Origin of the sequence: Leucobacter komagatae (assembly GCF_000834055.1) — a bacterium.
Classification (GTDB): Bacteria; Actinomycetota; Actinomycetes; order Actinomycetales; family Microbacteriaceae; genus Leucobacter; species Leucobacter komagatae_A.
Genome location: NZ_JXSQ01000019.1, coordinates 30,812 through 47,368 on the forward strand (window position 1 = coordinate 30,812; position 16,557 = coordinate 47,368).

12 protein-coding genes are annotated in these 16,557 nt (G+C 64.7%); all 12 read left to right on the forward strand.

What is annotated here, in order from left to right; genetic code table 11:
• Positions 1-15 precede the first annotated feature (15 nt).
• The 12 genes from SD72_RS12345 to SD72_RS12405 all read left to right on the forward strand — a co-directional run bounded on the left by SD72_RS12345 (position 16) and on the right by SD72_RS12405 (position 16,555).
• On the forward strand, positions 16-351 hold the full coding sequence (locus SD72_RS12345; RefSeq protein WP_042544768.1) for a hypothetical protein: 336 nt from the start codon (positions 16-18) through the stop codon (positions 349-351).
• Positions 348-818 carry a hypothetical protein gene (locus tag SD72_RS12350; protein WP_042544769.1) on the forward strand — a complete coding sequence of 157 codons (471 nt, stop codon included), beginning with the start codon at positions 348-350 and terminating at the stop codon, positions 816-818. Before SD72_RS12345 ends, SD72_RS12350 begins: the two co-directional genes overlap by 4 nt.
• A gap of 153 nt (positions 819-971) precedes the next feature.
• The gene (locus SD72_RS12355; protein WP_042544770.1) at positions 972-1,388 is read left to right on the forward strand and encodes a YbaB/EbfC family nucleoid-associated protein; all 417 of its coding nucleotides are present in this window, start codon (positions 972-974) and stop codon (positions 1,386-1,388) included.
• A 9-nt stretch (positions 1,389-1,397) separates the two neighbouring features.
• Positions 1,398-1,691 (forward strand): WXG100 family type VII secretion target, encoded by a 294-nt coding sequence (locus SD72_RS12360; RefSeq protein WP_042544771.1) that lies wholly within the window; start codon positions 1,398-1,400, stop codon positions 1,689-1,691.
• Positions 1,692-1,931: 240 nt separating this feature from the next.
• The gene (locus tag SD72_RS17460; protein ID WP_084767188.1) at positions 1,932-3,422 is read left to right on the forward strand and encodes a S8 family serine peptidase; all 1,491 of its coding nucleotides are present in this window, start codon (positions 1,932-1,934) and stop codon (positions 3,420-3,422) included.
• Entirely contained in the window at positions 3,412-4,848 is a 1,437-nt protein-coding gene (locus tag SD72_RS12370; RefSeq protein ID WP_042544773.1) for a S8/S53 family peptidase, read from the forward strand. Before SD72_RS17460 ends, SD72_RS12370 begins: the two co-directional genes overlap by 11 nt.
• A gap of 675 nt (positions 4,849-5,523) precedes the next feature.
• The gene (locus SD72_RS12380) at positions 5,524-6,942 is read left to right on the forward strand and encodes a S8/S53 family peptidase (protein ID WP_157000570.1); all 1,419 of its coding nucleotides are present in this window, start codon (positions 5,524-5,526) and stop codon (positions 6,940-6,942) included.
• A 16-nt stretch (positions 6,943-6,958) separates the two neighbouring features.
• On the forward strand, positions 6,959-8,287 hold the full coding sequence (locus SD72_RS12385) for a hypothetical protein (RefSeq protein WP_042544776.1): 1,329 nt from the start codon (positions 6,959-6,961) through the stop codon (positions 8,285-8,287).
• Between the two features lie 4 nt (positions 8,288-8,291).
• Positions 8,292-12,269, forward strand: a complete 3,978-nt coding sequence (locus tag SD72_RS12390; protein WP_042544777.1) for a type VII secretion protein EccC — start codon at positions 8,292-8,294, stop codon at positions 12,267-12,269.
• Positions 12,270-12,363: 94 nt separating this feature from the next.
• Positions 12,364-14,091 (forward strand): FHA domain-containing protein, encoded by a 1,728-nt coding sequence (locus SD72_RS12395; RefSeq protein WP_084767189.1) that lies wholly within the window; start codon positions 12,364-12,366, stop codon positions 14,089-14,091.
• Positions 14,092-14,395: 304 nt separating this feature from the next.
• The gene (locus tag SD72_RS12400; RefSeq protein WP_232299756.1) at positions 14,396-15,562 is read left to right on the forward strand and encodes a branched-chain amino acid ABC transporter substrate-binding protein; all 1,167 of its coding nucleotides are present in this window, start codon (positions 14,396-14,398) and stop codon (positions 15,560-15,562) included.
• A gap of 99 nt (positions 15,563-15,661) precedes the next feature.
• A complete protein-coding gene (locus SD72_RS12405) occupies positions 15,662-16,555 on the forward strand; it encodes a branched-chain amino acid ABC transporter permease (RefSeq protein ID WP_042544780.1) in 894 nt (297 codons plus the stop codon).
• The last annotated feature ends 2 nt before the right edge of the window (positions 16,556-16,557 follow it).

Genomic DNA, 16,557 nt, shown 5'->3' on the forward strand with positions numbered 1-16,557 from the left:
GCCGGCGCTTCGAGAGTGCGAGCGAGCACTTCCTGGGAGGGGTTCTCCAAGAAAGTCACCGTTGATCTTCATTTCGGGACCAGCAGCATCACGCCCGATCAGGTCACCCGCTCCCTTGTCGCCGTGAGCGAAGGCTTAGGGCCGAACTCTGGCGCGAAGTTGACGGTAGCCTTCTTCAGCGAGGGCCCAGATCAGTTGGGCGGTGTGGCGGAGACCCTGCAGTCGCTGAACCGACAACTTGGCAGGAGTGGCAAAGACGCGGTGGACGACGACAACGCGATCATCGTTTTTTCCTCCGGCAAAGAGCTGCAGGAGTTCGTCAGCGACCTGCGCAACGCGGGGCTGCTATGAGGCCCAAGGTAGCGGCGGTCGTCGCCCTCGTGTTGGTTGCCCTGCTCGCAGGGTGTGCTTCACTGCTGCCAGACACGTTTACACGGGAGGTGCCCCAGAAGCTCTCCGACGCCGACATCGGTGTTGTCGGCGTCGATGCCTCGACGAGCTGGGAGGGTTTTTCGAAAGTCATTACTGTCAGAGTGCAGTTTGGGCCCGATACGATCACAGACGAGCAGTTCCGTGGCACGCTGGTGGCGGTCAGTGAAGGGCTCGGGGTGAATGCCGGCGCGAAGTTGATGCTGTCGTTTCGGGGTCAAGAGTTTGAGCCGGCAGAGGGCGTTGTAGAAGCAACGCAGACACTCAACCGCGAGCTGGGGCTGAGCGGGGGCGAAGCGCTCGACGGCAGTCTTTCGCTCCTGCTGTTCTCATCGGGTAAAGACCTGCAGGCCCTCGTCACCGAAATGCAGAACGCGGGGCTGCTGTGAGGCCAAGAGTAGCGGTGAATGTTGCCGCGGCGTTCGTGCCCTGCGCGCGGGGTGTGCTTCACTGCTACCAACCGGTCGCGACCTGGCAGCGCTTCAGTGGGTCACGGCGCTGTGATGCGCTCCGCGAATGGGCAGAACCGAAAGGGAGGCAACATGTCACCAGAGAATGACGCTCAAGAGGCTGCCGCGGCTGCACTCGCCAAGGTCGACGCGCAGGTAGCCGAGGCTGAGGCCAGGCGCGCTGGCATCGACCAGCTCGCTGGCGAGATCGCAACACTGACAGCGACGGCGCGCTCGCCGCAGGGCGAGGTGAGCGTGGAAGCACAAAGCGGCGGCAGGGTGCTGCGGGTGGCTGTGACTGAGCGGGGCGCGCAGCTCTCGGCAGCACGCCTCTCTCAGTTGCTCACCGACACCGTTGCCGATGCGCAACGCAAGGCGGCTCTCGCTGCCGTCGACCGAAGCGCGCAGGTGCTCGGCACCGAGTCTCCGTTCGTCGGCCAGCTACGGGCTGAAGCCTCCGAGGCGTTTCCGGGCGCGAGCACTGGCTCGGACGATATTGGGTACCGGTAGGGAGCGCAGATGAGCACGCTAGAAGTCACTCCGTCAACACTGCGCACCGCTGCCAAGGTTCTCGGTGATGCAGCGTCGGGAATCAACGACGAGCTCGAGCAGCTCAGCAATGCCGCTGACGCGCTTCGGCTCGCATGGGAGGGTGACGCGCAGACCGCGTTCGATCGCTCCCAGACCCGTCTGCGTGCACGCATGGAAGAGCACAGGGCGCAGCTTACCGCGATCGCTGCGCAACTCGCGAAGCTCGCAGACAACTATGGCACCGCAGACCGGAACGCCGCCCGCGGGCTTGGTGGGCAGTAGCGCGGGTCGCATAGAATCGCGGTGGGGGCGATACCAATCACACCTGGAGGTACGCGTGGCCGTCTGCGATGACAACGGCGTTGGTGAACCCACTCGGCGAACGGCTGGCTTGCAGTGCTCGCCGGCGCGGGCCTGGCGCGCCGCGGGCACGCGCACGGGGTGCCCCCGGCACCGCGGGTGGCGTGCGGCGGAGCGCGCAATGCCGGGTGGTGGATCTTGGCTTGAAGAGAGGGCTGTCTGATGGTGCGTAGCGTGGTGACGTTGCTTGCTGGTTGTGTGCTGTTGGGTGCTGCGGTGCTGGGTGGTGTGGTGTCTGGTGGGTCGGCGGCGCAGGCCGCTTCGTTGACCGAGGAGGAGCGTGTCGCTGGGCTGTGGTACGCGGATCGGTTGGGGTTCAATGAGCTCCAGGCGCAGGGCGCGACCGGTGCGGGTATCAAGATTGCGGTGATTGATATTGCCATTAACCCTGACGTTCCCGAGCTTGCTGGCGCGAACATCACCGTGAAAGGTGGGTATTGTGCGTACCCCGAAACGGGGGAGACTGTTCCTGCGGTGAGCGATGACGCGGAGCGGGCTTCACACGGAACTGGAGTCGCAGCGATGCTCGTTGGGACCGGGGTTGCAGCTGATGGTGGGCCGGGTACTCGGGGGATTGCGCCAGAGGCCGAGTTGTGGTTTTACGCTACGGGTATGCCTGGCGAAGAAGCGGCAACTGAGTCTGCCGGGTGTGAACACTATGACGCTTCGCGCGGTGAATTCTATGAGCAGCCTCAAGAGGGTGAAGCGTCGGCAGACTTCTTTAGGGGTTCTGCTGGTGCGTACGCTGCCTGGAACGCGGTGCGCGATGGGGCAGATGTAGTTGTCTATTCGAATAGCGGAGCCGACGCCGAGGGGTGGTCGGCAGTAGTAGTTGAGTCCGCGCGGCAAGGGACACCAGTCTTTGCGGCTACACATAACCCTGATGGTGATATCGAGAGCCAACTCCTGCGCCGATTTCCGTTCGTGCTGAACGGCGTTGTCAGTGTCTCTGGTGTTGACTCCGATGGCAACCTCCTGAGCGGAGGTGGAATAACAGCGGGGGTCGATGGGGAAGCCGGAGGGTCGAACAACCTTGCCTTCCTGTCGGCAGGCTCGGGGCTATTGACTCCTTCGTCCGAGAAAGCATGGGGGCCGAAGATCGGTTTTGGCAATTCTCTTGCTACGCCGTTGGCTGCCGGTACTTTGGCTTTGGGTTTGCAAAAGTACCCAAACGCTACCGCGAATCAAGTTCTTCAAGCAATGATTCGTACCACTGGCGCTGACGGACTACATGAACCCAGCTGGAGTGGGAGCCAACTTGGGTATGGAATTGCGATGCCACTAGCACTGCTTGAAATTGACCCATCACAGTTCCCGGACGAGAATCCGCTGTTCGTGATGAATATCGACGACCCCAGGTGCCTTGATCCGGGAGACACGTCAGCAGCAGCTCCGACCTCGATGGACACCTGTGCATGGGCAGGGTATCCGACCTCTGATGTCGTGTGGCCCAGCGGGGCAGAGGAGCCAGGCGGAACGACAGAGGTCGGGCAAACGAAGGCCCCTGGGTGGGTGCCGATTGCAATTGCTGGTCTTGCAGTTCTTGTCGTAGGGCTGATCGCAACGGCGATTGTCGTGCCGATCGCAGTGTCGCGCTCGCGCAAACGCGCGGCGGGAGTCGTCTCTCGAGGGAGGTTATCTGATGGCGCGTAGCGTGGTGTCGATGGTTGCTGGTGGTGTGCTGTTGGGTAGCTTCGTGTTTGGTAGCGCGGTGCCTGCAGAAGCTGCACCGTTGGCACCCGATGAGCGTTCGAGTGCTCTGTGGTACGCGGATGGCCTACGGTTTGATGAACTTCAGGCGCGGGGCGCGACGGGCGAGGGTGTCAAGATTGCGGTCATTGACGCGGCGTTGAACCCTGATGTGGCTGAGCTTGCCGGGGCGAATATTACGGTGAAGGGAAGCTATTGTGCGTTCCCGGATACTGGCACCCCGGTGCCAGCGGTGAGTGATGATGTGGCGCGTGCCGGGCACGGGACAAGTGTTGTTGCGATGCTCGTTGGGAATGGTACGTCTGCTGACGGTGGCCCGGGTACGCGGGGCATTGTGCCTGATGCTGAGGTGTGGTTCTACTCGACCGGGTTGCCTGAGGAATCTGCCGGTGATGATGGTGGGGTGAAGTGCGAAAACTACGATGGTGCTCGAGGCGAGTTTTACGACACCGATCTGCCGGCTAGCTCGCCTGAGTATTTTTTGGGTGGGCCGGAAAGTTATGCGGCTTGGAATGCGGTCAGGGACGGTGCAGACATCGTTGTTTACTCGGGTATCGACGGCGATATTTATGGGTGGACGCCTGCGCTTGTGACTGCGCTGCGAGCCGGGGTTCCTATCGTCGCGGGTACGCCGAATCCGGATGGGGATATGCAAAGTCAGCTGAATCTATTCTTTCCGTTTGCCCTGAATGGTGTTGTAGCGGTGTCTGGATTGGATAGAGAGGGCAGTATCCTCAGCGGAGGAGGAGACCGTTTGGACCCCTTGACCGGGGAGGCGCTGGGTTCTAAGAACCTTGGGTTCTTGTCCGCTGGGTCAGAACTCTTGGTGCCCTCTGGGCGGGACACGTGGGGCCCAGAGTTGGGGTATGGCACCTCGCTTGCCACGCCCCTGGTTGCTGGTGTGATTGCGTTGGGGCTGGAGAAATTCCCTGAGGCCACTGCGAATCAGGTGTTACAGGCGATGGTGCGAACCACCGGCCCGAACGGTTTGCACGAGCCAGAATGGGTTGACCCCAAAAGGGGGTATGGTCTGGCGAACCCGGTGTCGCTGTTGAACGTCGACCCGACGCAATATCGTGACGAGAATCCGCTTTTTGTGGCTTCACCGGACGACCCAAGGTGCTCGGAGCCTGGCGAACCAACACCGGAGAGCATGGAAACCTGCCTTTGGGCTCCGGGGCCCACCTCCGAGGAGGTTTGGCTCAGCGGAACAAGCGACGAGGTTGGGTCGAGAGAGCCGAGCTCTGAAGCCACAGCTGTATGGCCGGTATGGGTGACAGTAGCAATCGTGCTGCTTGTCGTTGGGGTAGCCGGCACAGCAATTATCGTGCCGATCGCGGTGACGCGATCACGGAGGCTGCGCGGCTGACCACGAATGAGTGGCTGCAATGGCTTACTCGCGGGCGAACTGTTGAACCTCACTCAATTCGGTGGTCGACGAGTAGGGTGTGAAACCCGAGCGCTATCTCGGCCAGCTAGATAGTGACAGATCGAAAACTTCGCCCCCAATAGGCGCGGAGGTCGATTAGACTCAAACCGGACCGAGACCACATCACACCTGGAGGAACACCCATGGCTGGCGGCGACGAGATCCTAGTTGATGAAGAAGCACGGGGCATCATGCTTGCGCTTGGTAAACACGACCCTGGGACCCCGGGCTCGATGGACGTTGCGCGAGTCACTGGCCCGGCCTCTTCAGCCGGCACTCAGAGCTACCGTTTGGCGATGCAAGACGTAGGAGCGGGGGCCCATTTGTGGTTTTTGGACTACCTTGGGAGTATCCGTCGCGATTGTGCAAATGGGGCCAAAGCTCTCGACGATTTCACTGCACAAGACGCGGAAATTATGGCTCTTCTTCGCCAGTATGAGGAAGAAGCCGCGTCGGTCGCATCGCAGAGTTCTAGTCAACGAGCGTCTTCGGCTGGCGGAGAGCCTCTGACGACTCCAGAGCTCATCGTCCAGGAGAACCCCGGTGGATCTGACGTTACATCCTGGGGTAAGCCCGTTGGGGGCTAGGGCAGCGAGCGCAGTGGTAGGCCTTGCGGTGGCGTCTACTATGCTGCTTGGCGGCGTGGGGGCTGCAAACGCGGTCGCGCTGCCTGAGAATGAGCGTTCGAGTGCTCTGTGGTACGCGGATGGTCTGAGGTTTGATGAGCTGCAGGCGCGGGGCGCGACAGGCGAGGGTGTCAAGATTGCGGTCATTGACGCGGCGTTGAACCCTGATGTGGCTGAGCTTGCCGGGGCGAATATTACGGTGAAGGGAAGCTATTGTGCGTTCCCGGATACTGGCACCCCGGTGCCAGCGGTGAGTGATGATGTGGCGCGTGCCGGGCACGGGACAAGTGTTGTTGCGATGCTTGTTGGGAATGGTACGTCGGCTGATGGGGGCCCGGGTACGCGGGGTATTGTGCCTGATGCTGAGGTGTGGTTCTACTCGACGGGTACTGGCGAAGACTCTGCTGGTGATGCTGGTGGGGTGAAGTGCGAGAAATATGATGGTGCGCGTGGCGAGTTTTATGACACCGCTCTGCCCTCCGACTCGCCTGACTACTTCTTAGGGAGAGCGGATAGCTATGCCGCGTGGAACGCGGTGAGAGACGGTGCAGACATCGTTGTGTACTCAGGTCTTGACTCAGATATCTATGGTTGGACGCCTGCGCTTGAGGCAGCTTTGAGGGCGGGGGTTCCGATCGTGGCCGGTACGCCGAACCCGGACGGAGACGTTACAGCTCAGACGAGGCTGAACTATCCGTATGCGCTGAATGGTGTTGTTGCGGTGTCTGGGCTGGATAATGAAGGAAACATTCTCACTGGTGGGGGTGACCGTCTCGACCCGATGTTTGGGGAAGCGCGTGGCTCTCGGAACCTGGGGTTCCTATCTGCTGGCACGGAGTTGTTGGTGCCGTCTTCTTCTGATGCGTGGGGCCCGAGTCTTGGGTTTGGTACGTCGCTTGCGACTCCGCTGGTTGCTGGTGTGATTGCGTTGGGGTTGGAGGAGTTCCCTGAGGCGACCGCGAATCAGGTGTTGCAGGCGATGGTACGCACCACTGGCCCGAACGGTTTGCACGAGTCAGAATGGGTCGACCGTAAAAGGGGGTATGGTCTAGCGAATCCGATGTCGCTGTTGAACGTCGACCCGACGAAGTTCCCTGATGAGAACCCGCTGTTCGTCACGTCGTCGGATGATCCAAGGTGCTCTGTGCCTGGTGAGCCCCCGGCCGCGAGCATGGACGAGTGCTTTTGGGCCTTCAGCCCGACGTTCGAAGACGTTTGGCCTAGCGGAACAAGCGAGGAGGCTGGGCCGAAGGAGCCGAGCTCAGAAGCCACAGCTGCATGGCCGGCATGGGCGACAGTGGCGATCGTGCTGCTTGTCGTTGGGGTAGCCGGCACTGCCATTATTGTGCCGATCGCAGTGACGCGATCTCGTCGAGGTAAGACACAACAGGCCCAGCAACGGGTATGAAATTCGGAGGCTGATAATGGGTGAATACGAAGACAAGCTGCGCGATCTCGCTGAGGGTGCTCCGTGGAGCGCCCCTGGCATCGGGGCGCTCATCAAAGCGATCGGCAAACAGCAGGCCGAAGTTCAGCGCACCATCGCAGCGCTGCCACAGCACTGGAAGGGGAAATCCGGAGATATCTTGCTTGCCCGGTTGAAAACACACGACCGAAATCTTAACCATCTGCAAGAGAGCCTTTACACAGCGCAACGGCAGATTACGGGCACAGGACAGTATTCTTGTTCGGCCGAAAGCGATAACCAGGAACGTGTTCGGCTGGCACAGGAAGCGCTAAACTCGCTCCCTTCATCGATCATTCCTCAGGGTGTACTCGACGCTGTCAACCAGGGAGCTAAGACCGTTGCAGTTTCCGGTATCGGGGTCGTTAACGTCGGGGCGCAGACTGTTGGATGGATCACGGATCAACTGCTTTCAGGGCGTGAGACCGCTGCCAAGAAAGCGTTCGATCAGATCGATTCGCTGATCAAGGATTGGAGCGAGACTCTGACGAAACAAGTGGTTCGCTTCGACCCAATCCCTGAGTTCGGCAAAGCACCGACCCCTGTCCCCCCACTGGTCTATGACACCGGTAGCACACCGAGCGGCAACTTCGGCGGGCCTGGCGGTGGGGGTAGCGGCGTCGGCGGCTTCCCCGGTGGCGGTGGCGGTGCTGGTTACCCGAGCTACCCCGGCGGCCCCGGCGGTGGCGGCACTGGGTGGACCCCGCCAGGGGGCACCACGAACCCCGGCGGCACGGGCAACCCCGGCGGAGATGGCTCTGGCGGCGGTAACGGCGACGGCTCCGGCGGCGGCGATGGCAGTGGCACACGGCCGGTGTACCCGGGTGGCGATGGCACGACGCCGACGCGGCCGGGTGGCCCGTCGGTTGACAGCGGGCTCGAGGGTGGCCGGCCGGGCTTTGGCGTCGGCGCTGGTCTCGGAGCCGCAGGCCTGGGCGCTGTAGGGCTTGCTGCTGGCGCGAAGATCGCCGGCGGTGCCGGTGGCGCGGGCTTTGGCGCGGGCGGCTTTGGTGTTGGCGGTGCTAGCGCCGCCGGTGCTGGCACGGCCGGTATGGCCGGCACCACGGGCACGGGCGCTGCGGGTGCCGGGGCCGGCAACTCCGGCTCGGGCGCCGCGAAGGGCGCTGGCGCTGGCCGGCCCGGCATGATGATGGGCGGCCAGGGCGGTGGTGCGGCAGACAAGAAGGGCGGCACGAACCGTCTCGGCTACGTCGCCCCGAAGTTCGAAGATGAGTATGAGGAGAACATGCCCCACCCCGCGTCGCGCGCGGGTAAGCGTGGAGAATAACTGAATGAGTAGCCGCCTCGCGCCGCCACGCGTCCCTTCAGGGACGCTGTCGGTTCAGCCCCCGCCCGAGCTCGAAGCTGCAGACGGCGGCGGCGGCATCCTCACCTCGATGCTTCCCATGCTCGGAAGCGTCGGCGCCATCATCATGGTGTCGGTCTCAAACTCCGGCCCAACCGGGTGGCTCACGGGCGGCATGTTTCTCATCTCAGCCCTCGGCTTCGTGTTCGTCAACGGGTGGCGGCAACGCGCACAGCGACAAGCGCAACTGATGAGCTCGCGGCGCGAGTACCTCGCCTACCTCGCAGAGCTTCGCACGACGGTGCGCAACGGCGCGCGGGCGCAGCGGCGCGAGCGCAACTGGCGCTATCCCGACCCGGGCACGCTGAGCTACCTCGTCGAAGACAGCACGCGGGTGTGGGAACGCGACGCCACCAGCGAAGACCACCTCACCGCCAGGCTCGGCGTGAGCGACCAGCCGCTCGTGTTTACGCTTGAGGCCCCCGAGATTCCGCCGGCCGCGCAGCTCGACCCCGTCGCCGCGACGGCGGCCCACCGCTTCATCGCCACCCACGCGATGCAGGCCGGGCTGCCCACCTACCTGCGCATTCCGGGCTACGAGGCCCTCGAAATCGTCGGTGAAGACCTCGACCGGGTGCGCGGGCTCGCACGCGGCATCATCACCCACCTGGCAACGATGCAGAGCCCCGAAGACCTGCTCATCGTCGTCGCTGCAGGCCCCAACGAGCTGCCCCACTGGGAGTGGGCGAAGTGGCTGCCGCACGTGCAGTCGCCCAGGCTGCGCGACAGCCTCGGCCCCGCCCGCATGATCGGGGCAGACACCACCACGCTGCTGAGCATGCTCCCCACCGAGGTGCGCGAGCGGCCACGCTTCGTGCGCGACGCCCCCGTCGAGGGGCAGCAGGTGCTCGTCGTTGTCGACGGCGCGCGAGTCGCGAGCGGCGACGCCGTGTTCGGCGGCGGGCTGCAGGGCGTGACCGTGCTCGAGCTGCCGCAGGAGTGGGACGAGTCAGACAACCCCAACCGCGGCAGGCTCGCACTCTACGACGGCGGCGCCGACCTGCTCGAGGGCTCACGCCGACTGCTGCACTTCGCCCCAGACAACATGAGCGTCATCGAGGCAGAGGCCGTCGCCAGGCGACTCGCCCCGCTCCACAGCGCCGACGGCAGCGGACCGGTAGCGAAGAGCGGCAGCAATCGGCAGCTGGAACTCGTCGATCTGCTGCGCATGCCCGACGTGCGCGACCTCGACTTCGCCCAAACGTGGCGCTACCTGCCAGAGCGCGACCGCCTGCGCGTGCCCATCGGGCAAGACACGTCGGGGGCGCCGCTGATTCTCGACCTGAAGGAGTCTGCGTCGCAGGGCATGGGCCCGCACGGCCTCATCATCGGCGCGACGGGCTCGGGTAAATCTGAGGTGCTGCGCACCCTCGTGCTGTCGCTCGCACTCACGCACTCACCAGAGCAGCTGAACTTCGTGCTCATCGATTTCAAGGGCGGCGCGACGTTCGCAGGCATGGCAGACATGCCCCACGTCTCGGCGATCATCACGAACCTCGGCGAAGAGATCAGCCTCGTCGACCGCATGGAAGACGCGTTGCTCGGCGAGATGACCCGCCGCCAAGAGTTGCTGCGCGCCGCGGGCAACTTCGTCAACGTCGGCGAATACGAGAAAGCGCGAAAGAACGGCCGCGACGACCTGCCACCGCTCCCCGCGCTGCTCATCGTCGCCGACGAGTTCTCCGAACTGTTGAGCGCCAAGCCCGAGTTCATCGAGACCTTCGTCGCCATCGGTCGCCTTGGCCGTTCGCTCCACGTCCACCTGCTCATGGCCTCGCAGCGCCTCGAGGAGTCGAAGCTCAAGGGCCTCGACACCCACCTCTCGTACCGTGTCGGCCTGCGCACCTTCTCCGCTGCCGAATCGCGCAGCGTCATCGGCGTGCCAGACGCCTACCACCTGCCGCAGGAGCCGGGCGGCGGCCTGCTGAAGGTCGGCAGTGATGAGCACCTGACGCAGTTCCGTGCCGCGTACGTGTCGGGCCCGCCACCGGCACGGCGTGCAAAGGTCGAGGCGATCGATGGTGGCGGATCCGCGACGGCAAACATCGTGCCCTTCACCGCGGCAGCCCACGGCCTCGTCGACCCGGCCGCGGAGGCCGCCTCTGCGAACGCCGAGGCGGAGCAGCGCGCGGCCGAGCGCGCCGCCGCAGAGCCCGAAGAAACCCGCAGCACCTTTGACCTCGCGGTCAGCCGGATGGCGGGGGAGGGGCCGGCCGCCCACCAGGTGTGGCTGCCACCACTCGAAGACCCTGCAAGCCTCGACCAGCTGCTCGGCGAGCTGTCGGTCAGCTACGAGCTCGGCCTGCACGCGCCCCGGTGGCGCGAGCACCGCAGGCTCACCGTGCCGCTCGGCATCGTGGACGTGCCGCTGCAGCAGCGCCGCGACACTCTCGCCATCGACCTCTCCGGCGCACAGGGCAACCTCGCCATCGTCGGCGCGCCGCTGTCGGGCAAGAGCACCGCGGCCCGGTCGCTGCTCGCCGCCCTCGCGCTCACGCACACGCCGCACGAGGTGCAGGCCTTCGTTATCGACTTTGGCGGCAGTTTCGCGGGTCTCACCGGGCTGCCGCACCTCGCGGGTCTCGCGACACGTAGCGAGCCCGAGGTGATCAGACGTACCGTCGCAGAAGTGACCTCGTTGCTCAACGCACGCGAGGGGTTCTTCCGCAGGCACGGCATCGACTCGATCGACACCTACCGGTCGCGGCGCACGCAGGGGCTCGTCGACGACGGCTACGGCGACATCTTCCTCATCGTCGACGGCTACGGCACGCTGCGCAACGACTACGAGACGCTCGACCTCGCGCTGCAAGAGATCGCGGCGCGCGGCCTCGGCCTCGGCGTGCACCTCGTCGTCACCGCGAACCGGTGGCTCGAGATTCGCCCGGCGCTCAAAGACCTGCTCGGCGGCAAGGTCGAGCTCAGGCTCGGCGACTCCGCCGACTCCGAGATCTCGCGCAAGGCTGCGGGCAACGTCACCGCGCTCCCGGGCCGCGGCCTCGACCAGAGTGGGCTGCAGATGCTCATCGCGGTGCCGCGCATCGACGGTGTCGGGTCAAGCGAGGCGCTCTCCGAAGGCGTGGAAGATCTCGTCGCGAAGATCTCGAGTGCGTGGCAGCGCGAACCGGGCCCGAAACTGCGGCTGCTGCCGTCCGTGTTGCCGCTCGAAGAGCTGCGCGAACACCCAGCCGCCGTCTCGGGAGAGCTGCTTCTCGGCCTCGACGAGGCAGCGCTCGCGCCCGTCGGGATCGACCCGGCGACGGAGTCGCACCTCTTTCTCTACGGCGACTCGGGCTCGGGAAAGTCGTCGATGCTCCGCGGCCTCGTTCACGAGATCACCCGCCGATACGCAGAGGGCGATGCGCGTATATTCATGATCGATTACCGCAGGGCGCACCTCGGGGAGATCCCCGAGCCATACCTCGGCGCGTACCTCACCAGCGCGGAGCAGGCGACGGCGGCGATCGCGGAGCTCGTTGAGTTCTTCCGCGGGCGCCTGCCGGGCCCGGAAGTCACCACGGACCAGCTGCGCAACCGCTCCTGGTGGAGCGGAGCAGAGGGCTTCGTGATGATCGATGACTACGACCTCGTAGCCACTCAGCAGGGGAACCCGGCGGCGCCGCTCGCCCAGCTCCTCGCGCAAGCCGGCGATGTTGGCCTGCACGTCATCGTCACGAGGCGCAGCGGCGGTGCCTCGCGCGCAGCCTACGACCCGATCCTGCAGGGAATGACCGACCTCGGCGTCACCGGCATTCTGCTGAGCGGCAGCCCAGATGAGGGTCAGCTCATCGGCAAGGTCAAAGCTGTTCCGAGCTTGCCCGGCCGTGCGCAAATCGTGTCGCGAGCTCGCGGGCACCAGGTCGCCCAACTTGCCTATGTGCCCACGAAGCACGGCAACGAGTAGGAGCCAGCAAGATTGGCGCAGCGGAAGTAGAGCGTCTGCAAAGAGTCGCGGTACCGTTGGTACAGCAAAACGTCGCTGCTAAAGTGAGGAAACCATGCCCAACGATATGGGATTCGGCGGATTTGGCGGGCCCATTCTCGCCGTCATCGGCATTTGGTCTGTCGTGGGCCTCGGCGTCTACGTGTGGTACCTCTGGGCGCTGGCGAGGCTGTTCCCCTACCTCGGCCTGCCCGCCGCGCACGGCTGGATCCCCATCTGGAACCAGTGGCGGCTCATCGAGCGTGGCGGCTTGCCGGGATGGACCGCTGTGCTGGGGATTATCCCCGGCCTGCAACTCGTCACCTACGTGATGTCGGTTATCGCGATCCACCGCATCAACCAGGAGCACGAGGAGACCACCGGGATGACGGTGCTCGGCGCACTGCTGGCGCCCATGTGGGCGACCCTCCTCGGCAGCCGGCTGCAGGATCGCGGCTACGCCGCTGGCGCAGGTACCCGCCAGGCAGAGTCCTGGCGGCCACACGCTGGCGGCCTCGTCGAGTATGGGCCAGACGGGCAGGTCTACCCGCTGCTCCCTGGCGCAGCGCCTCACCAACGCCAACAGCACACCGCCATGCCACCGGTGCCACAGGGGTTCGGTTCGCAGCAAGCCCAGCCGACCCACCCCCAGCAAGCAAGCCCGACTGGGCCGTTGCCAACACCAGCCCCGCACCCGGCGGCGACACCGCTGAGCCCCGGCGATCACCCGACGCCAGGCCCTGTTCCTGCAGCGCCGCCCTTCCCGTCAACCCCAACAGCCGGTGTGCCGCAGAACAACCCGTGGGGCCTCGGAAAAACCACCGAGGGCAACTTCCAGCGCCTCGCCAACGAACAGCAGCCCTCGCGAGACCCCTCCTTCGGCAGCAGCTTCGACGCGCGTCCATTCTCATGGCCGCAGCCCGCGCCCATTCCCCCGGAGGCCCCGCTACTCCCGGAGCCACAAGCGCCAGCCACATCCGCCGAGAATGCTGCTGCTGCCGCGGCCAACGATGCGTGGACGCCCTCGGCTCAAGCTGTCGAAGCCGCTGTCGGGGCTGCTGCCGCAGCCGAGCCGGAGCCGGCACCGGCGATCCCCCAGGCCGTCGCGGAGACGCGAGTCACCGCGGCTGAGGTCGCGCCAGTGCTTCCCCCGCTCGCTCCGCCCGTTCACCCGAGCGTCCAGCCTCCCGCGGCATCGGTAGCCGGACCAGCGGATGGGGCGGCTGCGGCCGCGATTTTGGAGCCCGAGCCTGTTCCCGCGCCAACACCGCTGCCCGAGCCCGTTTCGCTTCCAGAGCCTGCGCCCGTGCCCAACCCCGCGTCGCAGCCAGAACCGATGGCCGCCCCCGCTGCGGTCGTTCCGCCCGAGGCGTCGACTTCCGCGGCACCGGTGGCATCGCTCGCGAGCCGTGCCGAGTCGCAGCTGAGCGAGCCGGCACCACTTGACGACGACTTCGATGAAACGGTCGTCGTTTCGCGCAGGGTGAGATGGGCAATACAGCTCCCTGACGGGCAGCAGCTTGAGCTTGCCTCGGACGACGTCGTCGTCGGACGCAAGCCGGTTGCCGTGGAGGGCTCGGAGGTGCTGCTGGTGCCTGACGCGACACGCACGCTCTCGAAGTCTCATGCACGGCTGCGCCTGACCGGTGACGACTGGACGATCGAGGATCTTCACTCAACGAATGGAGTGTTCACGATTGACGCTGCCGGCGAGCAGCGGGAGCTCGCGCCCGGCGTGCCAGTTGCCGCGACGCGCGAGCTCATCATTGGCACGCTCGAAGTTCGGCTCGTTACCCTCGACTGAGCACAGCTGAGGTTTCGACGCGGTCGAGGCACATCAACCCCCGGGGCCGACATGGCCCCGGGGGTTCTTGTTTTGGGGGCGCGGGGCCCAGCCCCGCGCCCGGCTGCGGACGGCGCTCTTGTCGCGTTCATGTGAGACCGTGTCGGAATCGTGACCTGTTTTGTTTGCGCTCCCCAAGCAAATCAGTAACATTGCACTGACGGGTACCTGCTGGTGTCGAGAGTATTTGGCCAATGACGGCCTGTGCGGCGCAGAATGCATCCCTGTCACTAATTCAATGATGAATGATTGGAAGGAATCGCAAATGATTTCACGTTCTAACTCACGCATGCGGCGCGTTGCGGCCATCGGCGCGATCGCGGCCTCCGCTGCGCTGGTGCTCTCTGGCTGCTCCGGTGGGCTTGCGGGCGGCGGCGACGGTGGATCGAGCGATGGCCCGATCAAGCTCGGGATGCTGGCACCCTTCTCCGGCTCCGAGGCCGCCTTCGGTGACTACATGAAGTTCGGTGCGCAGCTCGCAATCGACGAGATCAACGCAGACGGCGGCGTCGACGGCCGCGACCTCGAGCTCATCACGGAAGACGACGGCTGCGACGCAACTCAGGCCGTATCCGCTGCGAACAAGCTCGTGAGCGCCGGTGTGCACGGGTCTGTCGGTGGCTATTGCTCGGGCGCAACGCTCCCGACGCTTCCGGTCTTCGAGGGTGCGGGAGTGCCGATGGTCATTCCCGCAGCAAACTCGACCAAGCTCGTCGACCAGGGTGCGTTCCTCATCAACGGTACGGGAACGCAGCAGGCCGCTGCGGCAATCGCCTACGCCGAGAAGCTTGGCTCGAAGAATGTTGTGCTGATTGACGACAACACCGACTATTCGGTGGACCTTGCGAACTCCTTCGAAGAGCAGGCGGGCGACCTCAACATCGTGAAGCGTGAGTCGGTGAATCCCGATGAGAAGGACTTCGCCGCGAACATTAACAGCGTGCTTGGCGTCAGCCCCGACTTCATCTACTGGACCGGCTACTACCAGGCCGGCGGCTTGCTCATTGACCAGCTCCGCTCCTCCGGGTACGACGGCGTCGTCCTCGTCGGCGACGGCTCGGTAGACGCCCAGCTGGCCGCGATCGCGGGCCCCGCGATCGACAACGTATTTGGCACGTTCACGCGCACCCCCGACATGCTCGAGGGTGGCGACAAGTGGGTGGCGGCATACACTGAGCTCGCCAAAGCCGACCCGGGCCCGTACTCGATGCAGACCTACGAGGCGGTTAAGGTCATGGCGGCAGCCATGGAAGAGGCTGGCGGCACCGACGCGGAAGCAGTAAACACGGCGCTCAAGGGGATGAAGGCGTTTCCGCTGCTCTCCGGAGACCTCACCTTCGCAGCTGACGGTTCACGCGAGGGCGGCGGCTTTGTAATCGTCGCGCCGACCGGCGAGAAGGGCTCATTCGTTCTCTCCGACGACCTGTCCTAGGGAACACGGTGACCGGCCGCGCCTCGACCCGTTCTGGTCGAGACCGGCCGGTCGCCACACCCCTCCAACCCCTCCTCACCGTCGCAGAGAGGTTCACCTGTGTTCCAACTCATTTGGAACGGGCTCTTCGTTGGCTCGTTCTACGCCCTAGTCGCCCTCGGCTACAGCATGGTCTACGGCATCATTAAGCTGCTGAACTTCGCCCACGGCGACCTGTACATGCTTGGCTCCTTCCTCGCCTTTGTCGTGCTCGGTGGCTTCACTGGGCTGTTCGGCCTTGGCTCGATCCCCGTTCTACTTCTCGTCCTCCTCATCACGATGCTGCTCACCGGCGGCATTGGGGTGGCAATCGAGCGGATCGCGTACCGTCCGCTGCGCACGAGCCCGCGACTCGCGGCGCTCATCACCGCCGTCGGCGTATCCTTCACGCTCGAATACGCGGTTCGCCAGATTTTCGGCGCAAGTCCGCTCGTCTTCCCGATCCGGCTGCAGGGCGAGCCGCTCGAGATCCTCGGCGCTCGCGTGACGATGCCGCAGATCGTGCTTATGCTCGTCGCAGCGATCCTCATGTTCGCACTGCAGCGCTACGTGATGCACTCGCGGGAGGGCCGCGCGATGCGTGCCATCGCGCTTGACCAGAAAGCCGCCCTGCTTATGGGCGTCAACGTCAACCGGGTGATTTCTCGCACGTTCTTTATCGGCTCCGCGCTCGCGGGGGCCGCAGGCGTCATGGCCGCGGCCTACTACGGCACGATCGACTTTCTCATGGGGTTCGTCATCGGGCTGAAGGCTTTCACGGCAGCCGTCATCGGAGGCATCGGCAACCTGTACGGCGCCATGTTGGGCGGTATCGTGCTCGGCCTACTCGAGTCGTTCGGCACCTCATGGTTCGGTGGCCAATGGCGCGACGTGTTCGCGTTCGGCTTCCTCATCCTGTTCCTGGTATTCCGCCCCACCGGCCTGCTCGGTGAGCGCGTGGTTGAGAGGGTGTGATC